Source organism: Candidatus Methylomicrobium oryzae (genome assembly GCF_016745425.1).
Classification (GTDB): domain Bacteria; phylum Pseudomonadota; class Gammaproteobacteria; order Methylococcales; family Methylomonadaceae; genus Methylomicrobium; species Methylomicrobium oryzae.
Genome location: NZ_JAERVK010000004.1, coordinates 295,728 through 315,656 on the forward strand (window position 1 = coordinate 295,728; position 19,929 = coordinate 315,656).

21 protein-coding genes are annotated in these 19,929 nt (G+C 56.0%); 7 read left to right on the forward strand and 14 right to left on the reverse strand.

Going from position 1 to position 19,929, the window contains the following annotated elements; translation table 11 throughout:
* The first annotated feature begins 107 nt into the window (after positions 1 to 107).
* Together cgtA and proB are read left to right on the forward strand one after the other, a co-directional pair.
* Positions 108 to 1,145 (forward strand): Obg family GTPase CgtA, encoded by a 1,038-nt coding sequence (cgtA, locus tag JJL52_RS06430; protein ID WP_202051574.1) that lies wholly within the window; start codon positions 108 to 110, stop codon positions 1,143 to 1,145.
* Positions 1,132 to 2,253 (forward strand): glutamate 5-kinase, encoded by a 1,122-nt coding sequence (gene proB / locus JJL52_RS06435; protein ID WP_202051575.1) that lies wholly within the window; start codon positions 1,132 to 1,134, stop codon positions 2,251 to 2,253. Before cgtA ends, proB begins: the two co-directional genes overlap by 14 nt.
* A 165-nt stretch (positions 2,254 to 2,418) precedes the next feature.
* Here the strand turns inward: proB and rpsT are convergent, their stop codons facing one another.
* A complete protein-coding gene (rpsT, locus tag JJL52_RS06440; RefSeq protein ID WP_202051576.1) occupies positions 2,419 to 2,682 on the reverse strand; it encodes a 30S ribosomal protein S20 in 264 nt (87 codons plus the stop codon).
* Between the two features lie 104 nt (positions 2,683 to 2,786).
* On the opposite strand from rpsT, the gene JJL52_RS21535 reads away from it, so the two are divergent.
* The 5 genes from JJL52_RS21535 (at position 2,787) to JJL52_RS21735 (ending at position 5,962) form a co-directional block, all read left to right on the forward strand.
* A complete protein-coding gene (locus JJL52_RS21535) occupies positions 2,787 to 3,164 on the forward strand; it encodes a lipid II flippase MurJ (protein ID WP_272901713.1) in 378 nt (125 codons plus the stop codon).
* A complete protein-coding gene (locus JJL52_RS21540; protein WP_272901714.1) occupies positions 3,161 to 3,442 on the forward strand; it encodes a lipid II flippase MurJ in 282 nt (93 codons plus the stop codon). Before JJL52_RS21535 ends, JJL52_RS21540 begins: the two co-directional genes overlap by 4 nt.
* Positions 3,439 to 3,816, forward strand: coding sequence for a lipid II flippase MurJ (locus tag JJL52_RS21275; protein ID WP_236994082.1), 378 nt, complete (start codon positions 3,439 to 3,441; stop codon positions 3,814 to 3,816). The genes JJL52_RS21540 and JJL52_RS21275 overlap by 4 nt, the downstream gene beginning before the upstream one ends.
* A gap of 534 nt (positions 3,817 to 4,350) precedes the next feature.
* Positions 4,351 to 5,310, forward strand: coding sequence for a GNAT family N-acetyltransferase (locus tag JJL52_RS06450; RefSeq protein ID WP_202051577.1), 960 nt, complete (start codon positions 4,351 to 4,353; stop codon positions 5,308 to 5,310).
* 310 nt (positions 5,311 to 5,620) lie between these two features.
* Positions 5,621 to 5,962, forward strand: coding sequence for a cytochrome P450 (locus tag JJL52_RS21735; RefSeq protein ID WP_202051578.1), 342 nt, complete (start codon positions 5,621 to 5,623; stop codon positions 5,960 to 5,962).
* 98 nt (positions 5,963 to 6,060) lie between these two features.
* Here the strand turns inward: JJL52_RS21735 and JJL52_RS06460 are convergent, their stop codons facing one another.
* From JJL52_RS06460 to JJL52_RS06520, 13 genes are all read right to left on the reverse strand, one after another.
* On the reverse strand, positions 6,061 to 8,232 hold the full coding sequence (locus JJL52_RS06460) for an amylo-alpha-1,6-glucosidase (RefSeq protein WP_202051579.1): 2,172 nt from the start codon (positions 8,230 to 8,232) through the stop codon (positions 6,061 to 6,063).
* Positions 8,229 to 9,299, reverse strand: a complete 1,071-nt coding sequence (locus JJL52_RS06465) for a glycosyltransferase family 4 protein (protein WP_202051580.1) — start codon at positions 9,297 to 9,299, stop codon at positions 8,229 to 8,231. Before JJL52_RS06465 ends, JJL52_RS06460 begins: the two co-directional genes overlap by 4 nt.
* A gap of 156 nt (positions 9,300 to 9,455) precedes the next feature.
* Positions 9,456 to 11,285: a glutamine--fructose-6-phosphate transaminase (isomerizing) gene (glmS, locus tag JJL52_RS06470; protein WP_202051581.1), complete on the reverse strand. Its 1,830-nt coding sequence runs from the start codon at positions 11,283 to 11,285 to the stop codon at positions 9,456 to 9,458.
* A 1-nt stretch (position 11,286) separates the two neighbouring features.
* Positions 11,287 to 12,657, reverse strand: a complete 1,371-nt coding sequence (glmU, locus tag JJL52_RS06475; protein ID WP_202051582.1) for a bifunctional UDP-N-acetylglucosamine diphosphorylase/glucosamine-1-phosphate N-acetyltransferase GlmU — start codon at positions 12,655 to 12,657, stop codon at positions 11,287 to 11,289.
* Between the two features lie 329 nt (positions 12,658 to 12,986).
* Entirely contained in the window at positions 12,987 to 13,409 is a 423-nt protein-coding gene (locus JJL52_RS06480; RefSeq protein WP_202051583.1) for a F0F1 ATP synthase subunit epsilon, read from the reverse strand.
* A gap of 19 nt (positions 13,410 to 13,428) precedes the next feature.
* Positions 13,429 to 14,832 carry a F0F1 ATP synthase subunit beta gene (gene atpD / locus JJL52_RS06485; RefSeq protein WP_202051584.1) on the reverse strand — a complete coding sequence of 468 codons (1,404 nt, stop codon included), beginning with the start codon at positions 14,830 to 14,832 and terminating at the stop codon, positions 13,429 to 13,431.
* 35 nt (positions 14,833 to 14,867) lie between these two features.
* Complete coding sequence (atpG, locus tag JJL52_RS06490; RefSeq protein ID WP_005374754.1) at positions 14,868 to 15,734, reverse strand: F0F1 ATP synthase subunit gamma; 867 nt, start codon at positions 15,732 to 15,734, stop codon at positions 14,868 to 14,870.
* 12 nt (positions 15,735 to 15,746) lie between these two features.
* The gene (atpA, locus tag JJL52_RS06495; protein WP_202051585.1) at positions 15,747 to 17,288 is read right to left on the reverse strand and encodes a F0F1 ATP synthase subunit alpha; all 1,542 of its coding nucleotides are present in this window, start codon (positions 17,286 to 17,288) and stop codon (positions 15,747 to 15,749) included.
* A 12-nt stretch (positions 17,289 to 17,300) separates the two neighbouring features.
* Entirely contained in the window at positions 17,301 to 17,834 is a 534-nt protein-coding gene (locus JJL52_RS06500) for a F0F1 ATP synthase subunit delta (protein WP_202051586.1), read from the reverse strand.
* A gap of 11 nt (positions 17,835 to 17,845) precedes the next feature.
* Positions 17,846 to 18,316 (reverse strand): F0F1 ATP synthase subunit B, encoded by a 471-nt coding sequence (locus JJL52_RS06505; RefSeq protein ID WP_202051587.1) that lies wholly within the window; start codon positions 18,314 to 18,316, stop codon positions 17,846 to 17,848.
* A gap of 42 nt (positions 18,317 to 18,358) precedes the next feature.
* Entirely contained in the window at positions 18,359 to 18,643 is a 285-nt protein-coding gene (gene atpE, locus JJL52_RS06510) for a F0F1 ATP synthase subunit C (protein WP_005374759.1), read from the reverse strand.
* Positions 18,644 to 18,695: 52 nt separating this feature from the next.
* Positions 18,696 to 19,472: a F0F1 ATP synthase subunit A gene (atpB, locus tag JJL52_RS06515; RefSeq protein ID WP_202051588.1), complete on the reverse strand. Its 777-nt coding sequence runs from the start codon at positions 19,470 to 19,472 to the stop codon at positions 18,696 to 18,698.
* Positions 19,473 to 19,493: 21 nt separating this feature from the next.
* Complete coding sequence (locus JJL52_RS06520) at positions 19,494 to 19,853, reverse strand: ATP synthase subunit I (protein ID WP_202051589.1); 360 nt, start codon at positions 19,851 to 19,853, stop codon at positions 19,494 to 19,496.
* Positions 19,854 to 19,929 lie beyond the last annotated feature (76 nt).

Below are 19,929 nucleotides of genomic sequence, written 5' to 3' on the forward strand. Positions count from 1 at the left end.
CGGGATTTGCGCTTAGCAGCCCGAAACTCCCCAAAAAAGCTCCGCCAATTCATCGCGGGGCTTTTTTTGTTTTGAACGATTGCAAACCTGCACAGCATAATTGATCAATGAAGTTTGTTGACGAAGCAGAAATACGCGTGGAAGCGGGCGATGGCGGCAACGGCGTCATCGGTTTCCGGCGCGAAAAATACATTCCGATGGGCGGCCCGGACGGCGGCGACGGCGGCGACGGCGGCAGCGTTTATCTGATCGCGGCCGAAAACGTCAACACGCTGGCGGATTTCCGCTACCACGCCGTGCATCGGGCCGAACGCGGCCAGAACGGCATGGCGCGCAACTGCACCGGCCGAAAGGGGGAAGACTGCCACGTCCCCGTCCCGCTCGGCACGCGCGTCAGCGATGCGGACACCGGCGAAGTGATGGGCGAACTGCTCGCGGTCGGCGAGACCTTGCTGGTCGCAAAGGGCGGTTTCCACGGCCTCGGCAATACCCGCTTCAAAAGCAGCACCAACCGCGCCCCGCACAAGGCTAGCAAAGGCACGCCGGGCGAACATCGGAATCTGCTGCTCGAAATGACTCTGATTGCGGACGTCGGCCTGCTCGGCATGCCGAACGCAGGCAAATCGAGCCTGATCCGCGCCGTCTCGTCCGCCCGCCCCAAGGTCGCCGATTATCCTTTCACCACCCTGCACCCGAATCTCGGCGTGGTCCGGATCGACGAGATGAAGAGCTTCGTGATCGCGGATATCCCCGGCGTCATCGAAGGCGCAGCCGAGGGCGCTGGACTCGGCCTGCAATTCCTGAAACATCTGTCGCGGACCGGCCTGCTGCTGCATGTGATCGACATCGCGCCTTACGAGAGCAGCGACGACCCGGTCACTTCCGCCAAAAAAATCATCCACGAAATCGAGCAGTGGAGCGACGACCTGGCGGACAAACCGCGCTGGCTGGTGCTGAACAAGATCGACATTGTGCCGCCCGACGAAGCCGATGCGCACTGCGATGCGATCGTTAAGGCATTGGACTGGAACGGGCCGGTCTACAAAATTTCGGCCACCAGCGGCGAAGGCACCCGCGAACTGATGTTTTCGATCATGGACTTTTTAGAAGAGCAGCGACGGAAAGACGACAGTGAAGAGGAATGATTTTTCGCATGTGAAACGCGTCGTCGTCAAGATCGGCAGCTCGCTGCTGACCAAAGGCGGCAAGGGCCTCGACCAGACCGCCATTGCCGGCTGGGTTTCCCAAATGGCAGGGCTCCGCAAGCAAGGCATTGACGTGATCCTGGTCTCCTCCGGCTCGGTCGCCGAAGGCATGTGCCGCCTCGGCCTGAAAGTCCGCCCGAAAACGCTGCACGAACTACAGGCTTCGGCCGCGGTTGGCCAAATGGGCCTGGTGCGCGTGTTCGACGACAATTTTCAGCAGCATGGACTGCATGCCGCCCAGGTGCTCCTGACCCACGACGACCTGTCCGACCGGCGCCGCTATTTGAACGCGCGCAGCACCCTCTTAACCCTGCTCGACTTCGGCGTCGTGCCGGTGATTAACGAAAACGACACGGTCGCGACCGAGGAAATCCGCTTCGGCGATAACGATACATTGGCCGCCCTGGTCGCAAATCTGGTCGAAGCCGAACTCCTGATCATCCTGACCGACCAGCAGGGCCTGTTTACCGGCGATCCGACCGTTTATCCGGACGCCACCCTGGTTTCCGAAATCCGCGCGAACGATCCGAAACTCGACCAGATGGCCGGCGCCAGCCGCAGCGGCCTCGGACGCGGCGGCATGTCCACGAAAGTCCGGGCGGCGCGACTGGCTTCCCGATCGGGCACTGCCACCGTGATCGCGCCCGGCGTCGCCGAACAGGTGATCACCCGCGTGATGGAAGGCAAAAATATCGGCACCTATTTCGTCCCCGACCTGGAACCTTTGGTTGCGCGAAAACGCTGGCTGGCCGGCCAACTGCAGATCAAGGGCCAACTGACGCTCGATCCGGGCGCGGTGAAAGTCCTGAAGACCAACGGCAAGAGCCTTTTGGCCGCCGGCGTCAAATCGGTGTCGGGACGTTTCGAACGCGGGGAATTGGTATCCTGCATAGACGAGGAAGGCAATGAAATCGCGCGCGGACTGATCAATTACGGCAAAGCGGAAGCGGAACTGATCGCCGGCAAGAACAGCGCGGAGTTCGAAAGGATCCTCGGTTATGCGGACGACGCGGAGATGATCCACCGCGACAATATGGTGCTGATTTAGAACAGTCCCGGAGCCCCCCCCCCGGCAGGCGAATGCGCTTCGCTTATCCCGCCCGCTACATGCCCATACAGACAGCCGCAACCCTCCGGAAACAAAAAAGGCCGAAACTCGAAGAGTTCGGCCCTTTTGGAAGCTGTCGCCTTGCTACTTTATCTGCGTAAGGAATTACGCGAGCGCTCTGACTTTTGCGTTCAATCTGCTTTTGCTGCGAGCGGCCTTGTTTTTATGGATCAGACCTTTGTTCACAGCAGAATCGATGACAGGCACCGCAGTATTGTAAGCGGCTTGCGCTTTTTCCTTGTCGCCCGCGTTAATGGCGGCAATCACTTTTTTGATGAAAGTACGCAAGTTGCTGCGTTGTCCTGCGTTGCGAACACGGCTTTTTTCCGCTTGCTTCGCGCGCTTTTTAGCTTGTGCTGTATTAGCCATAGTGTCTCGACTCGTGCAAAAGTATCAAGGTAAGTTAAAAGACTGGCCATTATGCTGATAAATGTTATGATTGTCAAGAATTTAACTTCTTTTTCGAATCGTTCTTGCGCGGACAACTCTTAAAATCGACCGCGCTGGTTGGCGCCATGACCCTGATCTCCCGGCTGCTCGGCTTCGTCAGGGACATGCTGATCGCCCGCCTTTTCGAAGTCGATCCCGCTACGGACGCTTTTTTTGCCGCCGTCAAACTGCCGAACTTTTTGCGCCGCCTGTTTGCCGAAGGGACATTCGCGCATGCGTTCGTGCCGGCGCTGACCGATTACAAGGAAAATCACAGCCAGGCCGAATTAAAAGGTTTTATCGATAAAACCGCCGGTACGCGGGCGCTGATCCTGTTTCTGCTGACTGCGGCCGGCGTGGTTGCCGCGCCTCTGCTGATCATGGGGATCGCCGGGTTTCGCCTGACAAAGTGCCCAGCATGAACTGGCGGCAGAATTGCTTCGCATCACCCTGCCCTATTTTTTTCTTTTCGTTGACCGCTTTTGCCGGCGCGATCTTGAACGTGTACGGTGAATTCGCGCTGTCCGCCTTGACCCCCGTCTGGCTGAATATCGCGATGATCGCCGCCGCGATCGAACTCGCGTCGCGACTGAGCCAACCGGTCACGGCGCTGGCCTGGGGCGTGTTCGCGGCCGGTATCGTGCAACTGGCGTTTCAACTGCCCGCAAAACTCCGGTCCGCTACAGTATTTATGCGATGATCGTGAGTTTGCTCCTGAACGTACTCGCGATCCCTTACGCGCATGCGGGGCTGGCGCTGGCGACGTCGCTTGGCGCGCTCTTCAATGCTGCCCTGCTGCTCGTCAAACTGCGGCGCGAACGTATTTATCTGCCGGCCACAGGCTGGGGGCTCTTTTTATTGCGCATTGGGCTCGCCACCCGCGTAATGTCGGTAGCTTTATACAGCCAAACCGATCCGCACGATTGGTTATACGCAAGTTCGGACAAGCGAGCCCTACTGCTATTGGAGTGGATCGGCATCGGCCTGCTGCTTTACGGGTCGACCTTATGGCTGACGGGCATGCGAACACCTCTTCCGGCGATTAAATCGCGGATGGGCCGTTCGAACGGCTGACCGGAACCCGCTTTCATACTCCCGCCAAGGCAGTGAATTAGAAGCAAATCGCCGTTCCACTTAACCTGGCCTATGCCGCTGCAATAAGGATTTCGCCAAAAACACCTCCTCCTTTGAAAAAGGGGGATCGAAGGGTATTTATTAAAAAATCTCCCCCGGCCCCTCGGCAATATAGCTCCTGCATTGCCTACCTCCTGCCTCCCTGCAGTCGTCGGCAATTGCTCCTGCATTGCCCTCGATCGCTTGTTCCCGACGCGATCTACCTCCCCCATCCGTGGGGTCGTCGATCGCGTGTTCCCGACGCGATCTACCTCGCCCTTCCTTGGGCTCGTACCTCTGTCCATAGACCACCCTTTAGTGGTGGCATCCATGCAATCGTCTTTTTCAAAGAGGGGAAAATAAATCTGCTTTTCATAACAATCAATTTCGAAAAGTAATTTCCTACCAGATCTAAACGGAAGAAAAGCACATTCCTCCTATTCTCGATGTTCTGCTAGTCTTGTTGCTGCATTCAATCGAAAATTGGCCGCTTTTATGAACATACCCGATTACCGGATCGAACCTGCGGATTTTCAAGCCGATAGCGAAGACCTTCGCGCGGTGCGTAATACTGTGTTCGTGGACGAACAGCACATTCCTCCCGAGATCGAATGGGACGAACTCGATCCGCACAGCGTCCATCTGATCGCCCGTGACAGCCGGCACACTCCGATTGGAACAGGCAGGCTCACCCCCGAGCGCAAAATCGGGCGGATGGCGGTATTGAGCGCCTGGCGCGGCCAAGGGGTCGGCAAATCGTTGATGGCCGCCTTGCTGAGCGAAGCGCAAAAGCGCGACTGGCCGGAAGTGAGCTTGAACGCTCAGGTGCCGGTCGTCGGTTTTTACGAACAATTCGGTTTCGTCAGGGAGGGCGAGATTTTTATCGAGGCCGGCATCCCGCATCAGGCGATGCGCCTGAAACTTCAGCCTGCGACGGCAGCCGAACGACGGACCGTCCATTCAGGACGATCTTCGGTACCGGCCGTCGAATTCGCAACGCTTGAGTCAGCAATCGCAGCGACGCTCGAGATCATTGCGGGCGCCCGCCGCAGCCTCGGTGTCTTTACGCCCAATCTGGAACTTCCGCTTTACGGACATCCCGACATCGCCGCCGCCCTCAGGCAGTTCGCGATCCGAAGCCGGGACGGCTGCGCCCGGATCATCATACAGGATACCGCGAGGCTGCGCGGCCAGCCCCATCCTGTGCTCGAACTTGCGCAGAAGCTGCCGTCCTCGTTTCAATTCCGCACTCCGTCCGAACCCGAAGACCAGCAATATGCGTCGGCCTATCTCTTCAACGATCGCGAAGGCTACCTGTTCCGCCTGTTCGGCGACCGCTACGCGGGCGTCTGGAGCTCTTCCCTGTCGGGCCGTAATCGCCAACTCGCCGAGGAATTCGAGCGGTGCTGGCAGCGTTCTCAGCCCTGCACGGAATTCCGGTTATTGAGCATTTGACTCGAAATTCCGCTCGGAACCTTGATAGGCTTACTGCATCTGCCGAATGACGGCATAGCACTCGGCGAGTAACTGGAACAGCTTCACTGCACCCGCGCCGTTCTGTTCGAAACGATGCGAATCCGTCCCCCCGTAGAAATTATAATTCGAAAAATCGTGCGCAATACCCTCAAGGACCACAATCTGCACGCGACCGGCATGGCGATATCACTATCCGCAACGACCACCACCATCCGGCGGCTCAGGACAAACCCGACAAGCTTCGATCCAGTACGATTCGTCAACCAAAGATTAGCGAAATTCCACCTTCTTGCCGTTCGGTGTCGGCTCGCGGCTCTGCATCGGCTGCCATTTTACGGCAACGGAACTGACTTTGCTGCTGTCGATACTCGCGCAACGCTTTGATTTCGTACTTTGTAGCGAACGGAAACCGGGAATCGACATGGTAGTGACGCTGCAACCGAAAGACAGACTTAGACTGAAAATGAGTCAGACCGAGTCCCGAGAAGAGACTCGCGGGAGCATAATCGTAGAATGGGTACGACTACAAGAACATAGGAGTTACGCCCCTACGAATGGGGGAGATAGATCGCATCGGGAACCAGCGGTGGAGAGCAGCGTATGGAGCAATTACCGACGACTGCAAGGATGAGGGGACAGGGCAATGCAGGAACTATTGCCGAGAGCAAAACGAAATCCATTGCGTAAGCTTCATGATGGGTTTCGCTTCGCTCTATTATCCTACGGCCCTTAAAGGATGATTGCCACGTCAATTTCTCCCTCCTTACGGCGCACATGGATCCCGACTTCGGTGTCGCGGCGCTCGAATACCAAGTCCAAAAGCGCGCCCTTGAAGCGTAGATTATTAACTTCCACTTGGTCAAGGAAAGGAGGCAGCCGCGGGTGCTGAAAATGAAGCTGCGGCTTTTCCGGTGAAAAACTCATGCCGAGACAGGCCTTAAGCATGTGAAACACCGCTCCGCTGGCCCAAGCCTGCGGCGAACAGGCAACAGGATAACGAGTTGGTCCCTGTCCGGGCAGACGTCCGAATCCGCAGAATAATTCGGGCAGGCGATGCAACTCGGAAAAAAGACTGGCGTCGTACAGTCCGCCGAGAATGCTTAGGGCTCCTTCCTTGTATCCGTAGCGGGCCATGCCCATGGCGATCAGGGCGTTGTCGTGCGGCCATATCGAGCCGTTGTGATAAGACATGGGGTTATAGCGCACCTCGTTGCGGGCCAAGGTTCGCACGCCCCATCCCGAATAAAAATCTTCCGATAGCAGTGTCTGGACAACCTCCCCGGCGTGCGCCTCATCGGCGATGCCGGTAAAGAGGGCGTGACCGGCATTCGAGGCTCGTACCCGGCAAAGTTGCTTCCGGCCATCTAGAGCCAGTCCGAAACTGTGGAGTTCTTCACACCAAAATTTTTGGTTGAAGCGCTGCTTCAGCTGTTTCGCCTCGGCGATCAACGTGGCGGCGCGTTCGTTTTTTCCCAAAAGTTCGGCCAGTCCGGCACCTGCCAACTTAGCGGCATAGGCGTAACCTTGTACTTCACATAGGGCTATGGGGCCTTCGGCAAGGCGGCCGTCCGCATGAGACACGGCATCGTCGGAATCTTTCCAGCCTTGATGGACAAGACCGTAAGCCGAATGGCGGAGGTATTCCAGAAAACCGTCGCCGTCCATGTCGCCGTGGCGGTCCATCCATCCGAGCGCCCGGTCAATGCTGGGCCAGAGGACTTCGATAAAATCCCGGTCGCCGCTTCGGCGATAATAAGCCTCGGCCAGCATGACGAACAAGGGTGTGGCGTCAATGGTGCCGTAATAACGCCCAAACGGGATTTCGCCGAGAGCCGCCATCTCGCCTTCGCGCGTCTCATGCAATATTTTGCCGGGCTCCGCGTCATCTTCAGGACTCAACGCATCGGATTGAAGGGCGGCCAGGTATGCCAGCACGCCCCGAGCCATCGCCGGTTCCAGCCACAGATACTGCAAGGCGGTAATGATCCCGTCACGCCCGAATGCGGTGCTGAACCAGGGTACGCCGGCGTAGGGATAGGGGCCGTGGGACGTTTCGGTGACCAGCATGGACAGATCGGCCGTCGAGCGGTTGATCCAATCGTTGAATTGCCTGTTGGAGGTGTAGATGCTTGCCGCGGTTTCACAGGCGGCCGCCCGCGCCCACATCTGTTCGTGGACCTCACGGTAGGATAAGAGTTCGGACAGTTGTCCATCCAGTTCACAGGCGACGGTTAGGAAAAGTTCCGTTTCGCTGTGAGGTGTCAGTTCCAGATTGAAGTAGAGCTCCCGCTCGCCGGCAAATTGGGGGACATGGCTGAATAGGATATGGGTACGACGTAACGCCCCGTCCAGCCCCCGATAACTGAGGACAATCCCCATGTCGGTCCGCTCTATGGCCAGCCTCTCGCCGCGCCGGGGACGCCGCACGCCGCGCACCTCGAAAAGATCGGCAAAATCGGCGGCAAATACCCAGGACAGTCGAAGGGGTACATTGGACTGCCCGAAATTGGACAGTGAAATGTGCTCATGGAATGATCCTTTCCATATGATCTGTGCCCGAAAGATATGCAGCGTGCCTTTGGAAATCAGCAGTGTCTTGCCTTGTCTGAGGTCGGGTGTGGTCAGGTCCACGGCATGCAGGGTATTGTCCTCTTTTACCGCCGAATTAAGCAACATGGGCCGGGTACCGTTGACGGCAAGTTCCATCTGCGAAAGAAATCGTGTCCCGCGATGGAACAGCCCCTGCTCGCAGAGGCCGATAGGCCGCATCTCGCCGTAATGGTCGAGCACCCCGAATGTATCGTCATGTTTCAGCACACGGGTGCGGTCGTCGGCAAGGGATGATGTCGCCAGTACATACCAATGGTCGTCCACGCAGATGCGTTCGTGAGGCAAGTTCATATCGCCAATCTTGCAGTGGAGGTAATAGAGGTTTTCCGCATTCGTCCGGCCAGAAAATCCTCATAGACGGCTACATAGCCTTCGGCCATATGACGCGTCGTGAACCGTTTCTCAAATGCTTTCCGGCAGACAGCCCGGTCCAGGGCAGCTATTCGCTCGAGAGCCGATAACGCGTCAGCCTCGCTATCCACTATAAAACCGCTCACCTCATCGACCATGACTTCCGGGACCGATCCGCACCGCCAGGCAATGACCGGCGTGCCGCAGGCCATGGCCTCGATCATCACCAGCCCGAAAGGTTCCGGCCAGTCGATGGGAAACAGCAGCGCATAGGCGCCGCCCAAGAACTCAATTTTTTCGGCATCATTGATCTCACCGATATATTCCACCAGCGGATGCTTCAATAAGGGCTTAATCTTTGTTTCATAGTATTCGCAGTCGGCTTTGTCCACCTTCGCGGCAATTTTCAGTTGCATCCCGAACCGGATTGCCAGATCGATGGCGCGATCAGGACGTTTCTCCGGAGAAATACGGCCTAGAAAGGCCAAATATCGGCCTGGAGTAGGTTCGAATCGAAAAAGATCTGCCGGGATGCCGTTATAGACCGTAGCGAGCCAATTGGCAAAAGGCAAAGGGCTTCTTTGATGGTCCGAAATTGAAACTACCGGCATCTCGTTGAACTCCCGGTAAAGCGGCATGAGTTCGGGAATGTCCAGGCGGCCGTGAAGCGTGGTGACCGACGGCAGTTGGTGTGCACGAGTGGCCGGGAAGTGCAGATAATCGGTATGGAAGTGGATAATGTCGAACTTTCGCCAGTGACGCTTCACGGTCTCCAGTTGCAGGAAATGGGGGGCGAGAGAATCGACGCAGCGGCTGTCCAGGCGCAATGCCTGCTCGACAATGGGTTTGAGGCGCGCACTGGTAACCGAATCGCCACTGGCAAACAGCGTTACGTCATGCCCCATCGCAACCAGTTCTTCGGTCAGATACGAGACAACTCGCTCGGTGCCCCCATATAGCTTGGGCGGAACGCTTTCACTAAGAGGAGCTACCTGTGCAATACGCATAACTGACTCTCCTGGCAAGTCCATGCCTGATTTTTAGTAATTACTAATCGGACTCAGACATTCATTTGCGAGTTCAGAAACACTCCTTAAAATTAGTCGCGCAGATTGGGCTACACTTTTCGTAATCCCACAACAATATAGGGGCGAGATTAACGGTTATTCCACCGTAACCGATTTTGCCAAGTTTCTCGGCTGATCAACATCGGTGCCTTTCAATACCGCAACGTGGTAGGCAAGAAGCTGCAGCGGGATAGAGAAGACGATTGGCGAAATTTCGTTTTCGACCTTGGGGATTTCAATATACTGCACATTGCCGTCATCCGGAGCGGCAAACCTTTCGTCTTTGAAGACGATCAGTTGACCGCCGCGGGCACTGACCTCCTGCATGTTCGATTTCAGTTTTTCGAGCAGGCTGTTGTTCGGGGCGACCGTGATCACCGGCATGTCGGCGTCGATCAGCGCCAGGGGACCGTGCTTCAACTCCCCGGCCGGATAGGCTTCGGCGTGAATATAAGAGATTTCCTTCAGCTTGAGTGCGCCCTCCATCGCAATCGGATAATGCGTACCCCGGCCCAGAAACAAGGCGTGCTCTTTTTCGGCAAACTGCTCGGCCAATTCCTTCACCTCGTTGTCCAGCTCCAGCACTTTTTCGATCTTGCCGGGTAGGCCGAACAGTTCTGAGGTGATTTTTTCCTCCAGTTCGTTCGGCAGCTGGAAACGACGGCCGATCGCGATCACCAACAGCATCAGCGTGACCAGTTGGGTCGTGAAGGCCTTGGTCGAGGCGACCCCGATTTCAGGGCCGGCCCGAGTCATCAGCGCCAGGTCGGACTCCCGGACCAGTGAGCTTTCCGGCACGTTGCAGATCGCGACCGAGTATTTGGCGCCCTGCCGCCTCGCCTCCTGCAGCGCGGCCAAGGTATCGGCGGTTTCGCCCGACTGCGAGATCGTGATGATCAGCGTGTCCGGCGACAGTACCGGATTCCGATAGCGGAATTCACTCGCAACTTCGATATCGCAAGGAACGCGCGCGAACCGTTCGAACCAGTAGCGCGCGACCAGCCCGGCGTGGTAGCTGGTTCCGCAAGCGAGAATCTGCACCGATTTGATCCGGTCGAAAATTTCATTGGCATTATGCCCGAACGCGTTTTCCTGCAGGCGATTCTTGACGAAGCGGCCTTCCAGCGTCTGTGAAATCGCGAACGGCTGCTCGTAGATTTCCTTTAGCATATAGTGCCGGTAATTGCCTTTATCGACCGCATCCGGCTTCAGGCAGCTTTCCTTGATTGGACGCTCGACGATATGGTCTTCCGCATCGTAGATGACCAGCTGATCGGTCTTGAGGGCGGCAATATCGCCGTCTTCGAGAAAGATGAAACGCTGGGTGACAGGCAGCAGAGCGGCCACGTCCGAGGCAATGAAATATTCGCCGATACCGACGCCGATCACCAGAGGGCTGCCTTTGCGGCAGGCGATCAGAAGCTCCGGATCGACCGTGCTGATGATGCCGAGCGCGTACGCGCCTTCAAGCTTTTTGACCGTCTGCTTGACCGCATCCAAGAGCCCACCGGCAGTTTCCAGCGCATGGTTGATCTCATGCACGACGACTTCGGTATCGGTTTCGGAAGTGAATTCGTAGCCGTTCTGCTTTTGCACACAACGCAGATCTTCATGATTTTCGATAATACCGTTATGGACGACCGCGACTTTGTTGCGGCTGACATGCGGGTGCGCATTCTCGGTACAGGGCTTCCCGTGTGTCGCCCAACGTGTATGCGCAATCCCGAGCAGGCCGGATATCGGATCGGCGTCCAGCGAATCCGCCAATCCCTTAACCTTGCCGACTTCCCGTTTCCGTCGGATATCCTGTCCGGCGACGATCGCGATCCCGGCCGAATCATAGCCGCGGTATTCAAGCCGCCGCAAACCTTCAAGTAAGATCGGAACCACGTTCCGCTCTGCAATGCCGCCTACGATACCGCACATATCATTTTTCCTTTTTTACAGGCCGTTGCCAGCCGGGAATTGAAACCTGTTTGGCCCTGGACAGGGTGAGCTGATTTTCAGGACTGTCCTTGGTGATCGTCGAGCCGGCGCCGATCGTCGCATAATTGCCGACCGTGACCGGCGCGATCAATTGCGTATCGGAGCCGATAAAGGCGCCGTCGCCGATCACGGTCCGGAACTTGTTCACTCCGTCGTAATTGCAGGTAATCGTGCCGGCGCCGATGTTGACCCTGCTGCCGACCGTGCTGTCGCCGATATAGCTGAGATGGTTGATTTTCGAGCCCCGGCCAACCGTGGATTTCTTGATCTCGACAAAATTGCCAATATGCACCTCTTCGGCCAGTACCGTTTCCGGACGCAGCCGCGCGAATGGACCAACCCGGCTGCCCTGCCCGATCACCGCATTTTCGATCACGCAGTTCGGCAGAATTTCGGCGTCATCCTCGATCATCGAATCCTTGATTTGACAGTTCGCGCCGATTTTGACGTTGCTGCCGATGTTGATGCGGCCTTCCAGAATCACGTTCACATCGATTTCGATGTCCTGACCAAGCGCTTCGATCGTACCTCTCAGATCGAAACGCGCAGGATCGTAAAGCGTGACGCCTTGCGCCATCAGCGCCCCGGCCTGCTCGTTCTGATATACTCGCTCCAAATGGCTGAGCTGGTTCCGGTCGTTCACGCCGAGCACTTCATCCTCGGTTTCCGGCTGGCTCGTCACGACAGCAACCTGATCCGCGACGGCCATTTCAATGATATCGGTCAGATAATATTCGCCCTGGGCGTTATGGTTCTTCAACCGGCCGAGCCATTTTCTAAGCTGGCCGCCACGCACCGCCATGATGCCGGTGTTCACTTCGCGGATTTGTTTCTCGGCCTCGCCGGCGTCTTTTTCTTCCACAATTTTGGTGACCGCGCCCTGGTCATTCCGGACGATTCGGCCATAGCCTTTCGGATTGTCGAGCATCACGGTCAACAGGCCCAGCGATTTTTCGCCGACATTCTCAAGCAATTTTTCTACGGTCGATTTTTTCAGCAGCGGCACATCGCCATACAGAATCAATACGTTATCCTGCGCCTGAACATGATCGCTGACCTGCTGTACTGCATGGCCGGTGCCGAGCTGCTGTTTTTGTTCGAACCAGCCGGCATCGATGTCTTTCAACGTTTCGAGTACCCGCTCCGCACCGTGGCCATAAACAATTAAAACCCGGTTATTTTCGAGCGTGCGGCTCATGTCGTAAACATGGCGAAGCAAAGGTTTACCGGCGATTTTGTGCAAGACTTTCGGCAACTCCGAACGCATCCGGGTACCTTTCCCGGCGGCGAGAATGACGGTGGTCAGATTCATTGCATTTTTCCTATGCGTGCTGGATTCTAAGCGAATTTATCTAACAAAATTTGAACAATCTTCTTTGAATTTGCAGCTGCAGATAAATTGGCGAAATAGATTTTTCGCACCCGAGAAGAAAGATTAGGGCGCAGGAATAACTCGAACAATCTCTCTCCCGTAATCAACCTTTCACATCTGCAAGAGAAGGAATCTTAATTCCTGAATTCTATTATAGTAGCGGAGAGCTTGAGTACGATGAAAATTATTCAAAATAAAAAGCCCGATAACGCCGAATGACGTTATCGGGCTTGATTTATTCGCTGCGTAAAGAAAGCGGATTTTCGCGTTTAGCCGCCGCGTTTTCTGAGCCGATCCAGCGTACGAAGCTGCATGATCGCCTGCGCGAGCTGCGCCTGCGCGGTCGCGTAGTCGACTTTTCCGGATTTATCGGCCAAGGCTTCTTCGGCTCTGGCTTTGGCCTGCAGCGCCGCCGCTTCGTCGATATCCCGTGCGCGGATCGCCGTATCGGCCAAAATTGTGACCAGATGCGGCTGCACTTCGAGAATGCCGCCCGAAATGAAATACGGCTGGCTTTCCGTCGCGCTGACCTTGACCCTGACTTCGCCGGGATTCAAGCGCGTAATCATCGGTGCGTGCCGCGGCGCGATGCCCACTTCGCCCATTTCGGCGGGTGCGAACACCATTTCCGCAGCGCCGGAAAAGATCTCCTTCTCGGCGCTGACGATATCTACGTGTACGGTCATGACCATGTTTTATCCCGTCAAAAAATTAAGCTTTCAGGGTCTTCGCTTTTTCGAGCGCTTCGTCGATCGTGCCGACCATATAGAAGGCCTGCTCCGGAACCGAATCGTATTCGCCATCGATAATGCCCTTGAAGCCGGCAATCGTGTCTTTCAGCGAAACGTATTTGCCCGGGGAACCGGTGAACACTTCCGCCACGAAGAACGGCTGCGACAGGAAACGCTGAATCTTCCGGGCCCGAGCCACGGTCAGCTTGTCTTCTTCGGACAGCTCGTCCATACCCAGAATCGCGATGATGTCGCGCAGTTCCTTGTAGCGTTGCAGAATGCTTTGCACCTTACGCGCTACGTAATAATGCTCCTGACCGATCACCAGCGGGTCGAGCTGGCGGCTGGTCGAGTCGAGCGGATCGATCGCGGGGTAAATACCCAGTTCGGCGATTTGCCGCGACAATACGACGGTCGCATCCAAGTGCGCGAAAGTGGTTGCAGGGGACGGGTCGGTCAAGTCGTCCGCAGGCACGTAAACGGCCTGGATCGAGGTGATCGAACCGGTCTTGGTCGAGGTGATCCGCTCCTGCAGTACGCCCATTTCTTCCGCCAGGGTCGGCTGGTAGCCTACCGCGGACGGCATCCGGCCGAGCAATGCCGAAACTTCGGTACCGGCCAGGGTGTAACGGTAGATGTTGTCGACGAAGAACAACACGTCGCGGCCTTCGTCGCGGAAATATTCCGCCATGGTCAGACCGGTCAACGCCACGCGCAGACGGTTTCCCGGCGGCTCGTTCATCTGGCCGTAAACCATCGCCACTTTGGATTGGGTCAGATCGTCTGCATTGATGACGCCCGCCTCCTGCATTTCGTGATAGAAATCGTTACCTTCACGAGTCCGCTCGCCGACGCCGGCAAATACCGACAACCCGGAATGCGCGGTTGCAATATTGTTGATCAATTCCATCATATTGACGGTTTTGCCGACGCCGGCGCCGCCGAACAGACCGACCTTGCCGCCTTTCGAGAACGGGCAGATCAGATCGATGACCTTGATGCCGGTCTCCAGCAATTCATTTCCGGACGCTTGGTCGGCATAGCTCGGCGCTTCGCGGTGAATGCCCCATGAGGTCTTTTCGCCGATCGGCCCTCTTTCATCGATCGGCTGACCGAGAACATTCATGATCCGGCCCAGAGTCTCCAAACCGACCGGCACCGAAATCGGCGCCTTGGTATTGGTGACTGCCATGCCGCGGCTAAGGCCGTCGGTGCTGCCCATCGCAATCGTCCGGGCCACGCCGTCGCCCAATTGCTGCTGTACTTCCAGCACCAGGCCGGCGCTTTCCACGTTCAATGCATCATATACTTTGGGCAGTTCCTCGCGTGCGAATTCCACGTCGACGACCGCGCCGATAATTTGTACGATTTTACCCGAACTCATTGAGTTTTCCTCTTGTTTGTCTCGCTTTTTTGGGCTTAAACAGCAGCTGCGCCGCCGACGATTTCTGAAATTTCCTGGGTAATGGCTGCCTGCCGGGCTTTGTTGTAGATCAACTGCAGCTCGCCGATCAGGTTGCCGGCATTGTCCGATGCGCTCTTCATTGCGATCATCCGGGCCGCCTGCTCGCAGGCATTGTTTTCGACCAGCCCCTGGTATACCTTCGATTCGATATAGCGGGTCAGTAAATGATCCAGCACTTCTTTCGCATCGGGCTCGTAGATGTAGTCCCAATGGCCGCCCAGCTTTTCTTCGATTTCTTCGGTTACGACCGGCAGCAACTTTTCGATCGTCGGACGCTGCGTCATCGTATTCACGAATTCGTTGCTGACCACGTGCAGTTCGTCGATCTTGCCTTGCTCGTATTCGTCGAGCATCAAACGGATGATGCCGGCGATGTCATGCAGATGCGGCGTGTCGCCCAGCTTCGAAATCTGGCCGACCAGCTGCACTTTTTTCAGCGTGCTGAAAAAGACGGTCGCCTTGGTCCCGATCGTACTGACCTCGACCTCGATGCCGGCTTTGTCCCATTCGGCCAATTGGCTCAGCGTGCGCCGGAACAGGTTCGAATTCAGACCGCCGCACAGGCCGCGGTCCGAGCTGATGATGATCATTCCGATCCGCTTGACATCGCGCTTGATCAAGTACGAATGCTTGTACTCGGGATTCGCATGGGCCAGATGCTTGATGATCCGGCCGATCTGCTTCGAATACGGCCGCGTCGCCTGCATTCTGTCTTTGGTCTTACGCATTTTGCTCGCGGCGACCATTTCCATCGCGCGGGTGATCTTTTGAGTATTCTTGATACTCGCGATCTTGGTGCGTATTTCTTTGCCGACTGCCATTGGATGCGCCCTTTACCAGCTATGCGTTTTGACGAAAGTTTCGATGGCTGCCTGCAAGCCTTGTTCAATTTCGCTGTTCCAGTCGCCGGTCGCGTTGATCTTGTCCATCAATGCGCCGTGCTCCGTTTTCATGTACAACTGCAGCGCGGATTCGAACGCCAGGACTTTGTTCACTTCAACCGGATCCAGGAAGCCCTGGTTCGCGGCGTACAGCGAAACCGCCATTTGCGCAACCGACATTGGAGAATACTGATTTTGCTTCATCAGTTCGGTCACCCGTTGACCGCGTTCGATCTGCTTGCGGGTGCTTTCGTCGAGATCCGACGCGAACTGCGCGAATGCCGCCAACTCGCGGTATTGCGCGAGGTCGAGACGGATACCGCCGCCGAGCTTCTTGATGATCTTGGTTTGCGCGGCGCCGCCGACCCGGGACACCGAAAGGCCCGCGTTGACCGCCGGACGGATGCCCGAGTTGAACAGGTTGGTTTCCAGGAAGATCTGGCCGTCGGTGATCGAGATCACGTTGGTCGGTACGAACGCGGACACGTCGCCGCCTTGCGTTTCGATGATCGGCAATGCGGTCAATGAACCGGTCTTGCCTTTGACTTTGCCGCCGGTCAGTTTTTCGACTTCATCGGCATTGATTCGGGAGGCCCGTTCAAGCAAACGCGAGTGCAGATAGAACACATCGCCCGGATACGCTTCACGTCCCGGCGGACGGCGCAAGAGCAGCGAAACCTGACGGTAAGCCCAGGCCTGCTTGGTCAAGTCGTCGTAGATGATCAGCGCGTCTTCGCCGCGGTCGCGGAAATATTCGCCCATCGCGCAGCCAGTATACGGCGCAATGAATTGCATCGCGGCCGATTCGGACGCGGAGGCGGCGACCACGATGGTGTGTTCCATCGCGCCGTGCTCTTCGAGCTTGCGCACCACGTTCGCAATCGATGAACGTTTTTGGCCGATCGCGACATAGATACATTTGATGCCGGTGCCTTTCTGGTTGATGATCGCATCGACCGCGATCGCGGTCTTGCCGGTCTGACGGTCGCCGATGATCAACTCCCGCTGGCCGCGGCCGACCGGAATCATCGCGTCGATCGATTTCAGGCCCAATTGTACGGGCTGGCTGACCGATTGCCGCGCGATAACGCCCGGCGCGATTTTTTCGATTGGCGAACTTTCGGTCGTTTCGATCGCGCCTTTGCCGTCGATCGGTTTGCCGAGCGCGTCGACCACGCGGCCGAGCAGCGCTTCGCCGACCGGCACTTCAAGAATCTTACCGGTGCACTTGACGGTATCGCCTTCGGAAATGTGCTGGTAGGAGCCCAAAACAACCGCGCCGACCGAGTCGCGTTCGAGGTTCAACGCCATGCCGTAGGTATTGCCGGGGAATTCGAGCATTTCGCCTTGCATCGCTTCGGAAAGACCATGAATTCTCACGATGCCGTCGGTCACGCTGACTACGGTGCCTTCGGTGTGCGCTTCGGCGCCCAGATCGAAGCCTTCGATCTTCTTTTTAATCAGATCACTAATTTCGGATGGATTTAATTGCATTTTATATCACTCTCACTGTAGCGCTTTTTGCATGTGTTGGAGTTGACCTTTGATCGAACCGTCTATCACCTTGTCGCCTGCGCGCACCAGAACGCCGCCGATCAACGACTTGTCGACCGAAACGTTCATCCGGACTTTCTTGCCGAACTGTTTTTCGAGCTTGGCGGCAAAGCTCTGCTTGCCCTCTTCGCTAAACTTATAAGCGGCATGGACCTCAACGTCCAGATAGCCTTCATCCTCTGCCTTATGCTCTTCAAAAATCTTCGCGATCTGGGGAACCAGATTCAATCGCCGGTTCGCTACGAGCAGTTTCAGAAAATTCGCGCCTTCCTGATCGAGCCGGCCTTCGGAGATATCGAGCATCAATTTCGTCAAACGCTCATTGCCGACTTTGGGGTTGTTTACATAACCGGCAAGGCGGTCGTCGTTCAGAACGCTCGACAGGAATGCCAGCGTGTTGGACCACTGCTCGGACGTACCGGTTTCTTTGGCCCGCTTGAAGACAGCCGCCGCGTAAGGTCTTGCCAATGTTGCCAATTCGCTCATTATGCTCAACCTTATAGTTTATCGGAGACTTTGCCGATGATGTCCTGATGCTTTTTTTGATCGATTTCCGCACCGAGAATCTGCTCTGCCGCGCTGACTGCCAAGGCCGCTACCTCTTTGCGCAGGGCTTCCTTGGTTTGCTCGATTTCCTGTTCGATCTGCGCCTTGGCCGCCTGAATGCGGCGCTCCGCTTCCTTGTTCGCGTTATCCTTGGACTCCTCGACGATCTCGTTCGCGCGTTTTTGCGCCAGGGTGACGATCTCCGAAGACTGATCCTTTGCTTCCTTGATGATGTTTTTGGCTTTCTTTTCGGCCAGTTTCAAATCTTCCTGGCTTTTATCGGCCGCCGCCAAACCGTCGGAAATTTTCTTTTTGCGCTCTTCCATTGCGTTGATGAAAGGCGGCCAGATGTACTTCATGGTAAACCATACCAGAAGTGCAAAGGTGATCATTTGTCCAATCAGAGTAGCATTGATACTCACGATGCGTTCCTCTTGTCGTTTCTAGGAAAGGGTAGGCTCAACTTAGCCTGCAGCGGCTTGTACGGCTGACAGGAACGGGTTTGCGAAAGTGAAGAACAGAGCCAAACCGACGCCGATCATGGTGACCGCGTCCAAGAGACCTGCAACAACGAACATTTTGACTTGCAGCATAGGCACCATCTCAGGCTGACGCGCCGCGCCTTCCAGGAACTTTCCGCCCAACAGACCAAAGCCGATCGCGGTTCCGAGCGCGCCCATGCCCAATACCAGACCGACCGCAATCGCAGTCATGCCCTGCACGTCAGCAATCAATTTTGCAATTTCCATGATACCTCCAAAGGTAAAAAGTTAAGTTGTAGAATGGTTAAAAAATAAAGATTTAATGGTCTTCGTGCGCCATGCTCAGGTAAACGATCGTCAATACCATGAAAATGAACGCCTGCAGAGTGATAATCAGAATATGGAAGATCGCCCACGGCAGACTCAGGATCGGCTGCACGTAACACGGCAGGAGCGCGATCAGGATGAAAATCAGCTCGCCCGCATACAGGTTGCCGAACAACCGGAGGCCGAGCGAGATCGGTTTCGCGATTTCTTCGACCACTTTCAACAGCAGGTTGAACGGCATCAACCAGGGTCCGAACGGCTGCAGCAGCATTTCCTTTGCAAAACCGAAAACGCCCTTGACCTTGATGCTGTAGAAAATGATCAGCAGGAACACCGAAATCGACATCGCGAAGGTCGCATTCAGATCGGTGCTGGGCACGACTCTGAGGTAAGGTATGCCCATCGCCGAACCGATCATCGGCAGAATGTCGACCGGGAACAGGTCCATGAAATTGAACAGGAACACCCAGCAGAAAATGGTCAATGCCAGCGGCGCGATCAGCGCGCTTCGGCCGTGGAAAGTATCCTTAACCTGCGTGTCGACGAACTCGATCAGCATTTCCGCAACATTCTGCAGCGGACCCGGCACGCCGGAAGTCGCCTTTTCGGCCGCGGTCTTGAAAAACCAAATGAACAATACGCCGAGCAGCGCCGAAAAAAACAGGGTGTCCAGGTGCAAAGTCCAGAAACCCTCGCCTGCCCTCAACGGAGTCAAATGGTGGATGATATAGCCGGTTGCCCCTTCAGCCGCGTGCGCTTCGGTTGCCATCGTTCCTCTCTCGTCAAAAATTCAGCGCATCAATAGCGCAAACCAAAAAACCGACAATGCCGTCAGATAGCCGACGAGCAACGGTAATAAATCTATCTTAGGGATTTGAAAAATCAGGACGAAAATAGCCGCCGTCAACAGCAGCTTGCCCACTTCGCCAGTGTAAAATGATACGACGATCTTGCGCGCTTCTTGCCCGGTCGCCTTTTTAATTCTGTACGCAAAAAACAGGTTCGGAAAAAACGCCGCCGCCCCGCCCAGAGCCGTGGACAAGGCCGCCATTTTTCCGACAGCGGCGGCAAATCCGGCCGCCATCATTACAATTATCAGAACTTGATAAAGCAGTATCTTGCTGACAGTAGACAAGCTTCTATCTGCCACACACGTGCTCCAGTCAATTTAGCTGACGAATTATAACGGCCGAGGGGTTTTTAATCAAGGAGGAATGAAGCTGCCG

What these genes read in the sequence shown, in the direction of transcription:
- cgtA (WP_202051574.1), top strand. Translation starts at nt 108, where the DNA reads ATGAAGTTTGTTGACGAAGCAGAAATACGCGTGGAAGCGGGCGATGGC.
- rpsT (WP_202051576.1), bottom strand. Translation starts at nt 2,682, where the DNA reads ATGGCTAATACAGCACAAGCTAAAAAGCGCGCGAAGCAAGCGGAAAAA.
- JJL52_RS21540 (WP_272901714.1), top strand. Translation starts at nt 3,161, where the DNA reads ATGAACTGGCGGCAGAATTGCTTCGCATCACCCTGCCCTATTTTTTTC.
- JJL52_RS21275 (WP_236994082.1), top strand. Translation starts at nt 3,439, where the DNA reads ATGATCGTGAGTTTGCTCCTGAACGTACTCGCGATCCCTTACGCGCAT.
- JJL52_RS06450 (WP_202051577.1), top strand. Translation starts at nt 4,351, where the DNA reads ATGAACATACCCGATTACCGGATCGAACCTGCGGATTTTCAAGCCGAT.
- JJL52_RS06460 (WP_202051579.1), bottom strand. Translation starts at nt 8,232, where the DNA reads ATGAACTTGCCTCACGAACGCATCTGCGTGGACGACCATTGGTATGTA.
- JJL52_RS06465 (WP_202051580.1), bottom strand. Translation starts at nt 9,299, where the DNA reads ATGCGTATTGCACAGGTAGCTCCTCTTAGTGAAAGCGTTCCGCCCAAG.
- glmS (WP_202051581.1), bottom strand. Translation starts at nt 11,285, where the DNA reads ATGTGCGGTATCGTAGGCGGCATTGCAGAGCGGAACGTGGTTCCGATC.
- glmU (WP_202051582.1), bottom strand. Translation starts at nt 12,657, where the DNA reads ATGAATCTGACCACCGTCATTCTCGCCGCCGGGAAAGGTACCCGGATG.
- JJL52_RS06480 (WP_202051583.1), bottom strand. Translation starts at nt 13,409, where the DNA reads ATGGTCATGACCGTACACGTAGATATCGTCAGCGCCGAGAAGGAGATC.
- atpD (WP_202051584.1), bottom strand. Translation starts at nt 14,832, where the DNA reads ATGAGTTCGGGTAAAATCGTACAAATTATCGGCGCGGTCGTCGACGTG.
- atpG (WP_005374754.1), bottom strand. Translation starts at nt 15,734, where the DNA reads ATGGCAGTCGGCAAAGAAATACGCACCAAGATCGCGAGTATCAAGAAT.
- atpA (WP_202051585.1), bottom strand. Translation starts at nt 17,288, where the DNA reads ATGCAATTAAATCCATCCGAAATTAGTGATCTGATTAAAAAGAAGATC.
- JJL52_RS06500 (WP_202051586.1), bottom strand. Translation starts at nt 17,834, where the DNA reads ATGAGCGAATTGGCAACATTGGCAAGACCTTACGCGGCGGCTGTCTTC.
- atpE (WP_005374759.1), bottom strand. Translation starts at nt 18,643, where the DNA reads ATGGAAATTGCAAAATTGATTGCTGACGTGCAGGGCATGACTGCGATT.
- atpB (WP_202051588.1), bottom strand. Translation starts at nt 19,472, where the DNA reads ATGGCAACCGAAGCGCACGCGGCTGAAGGGGCAACCGGCTATATCATC.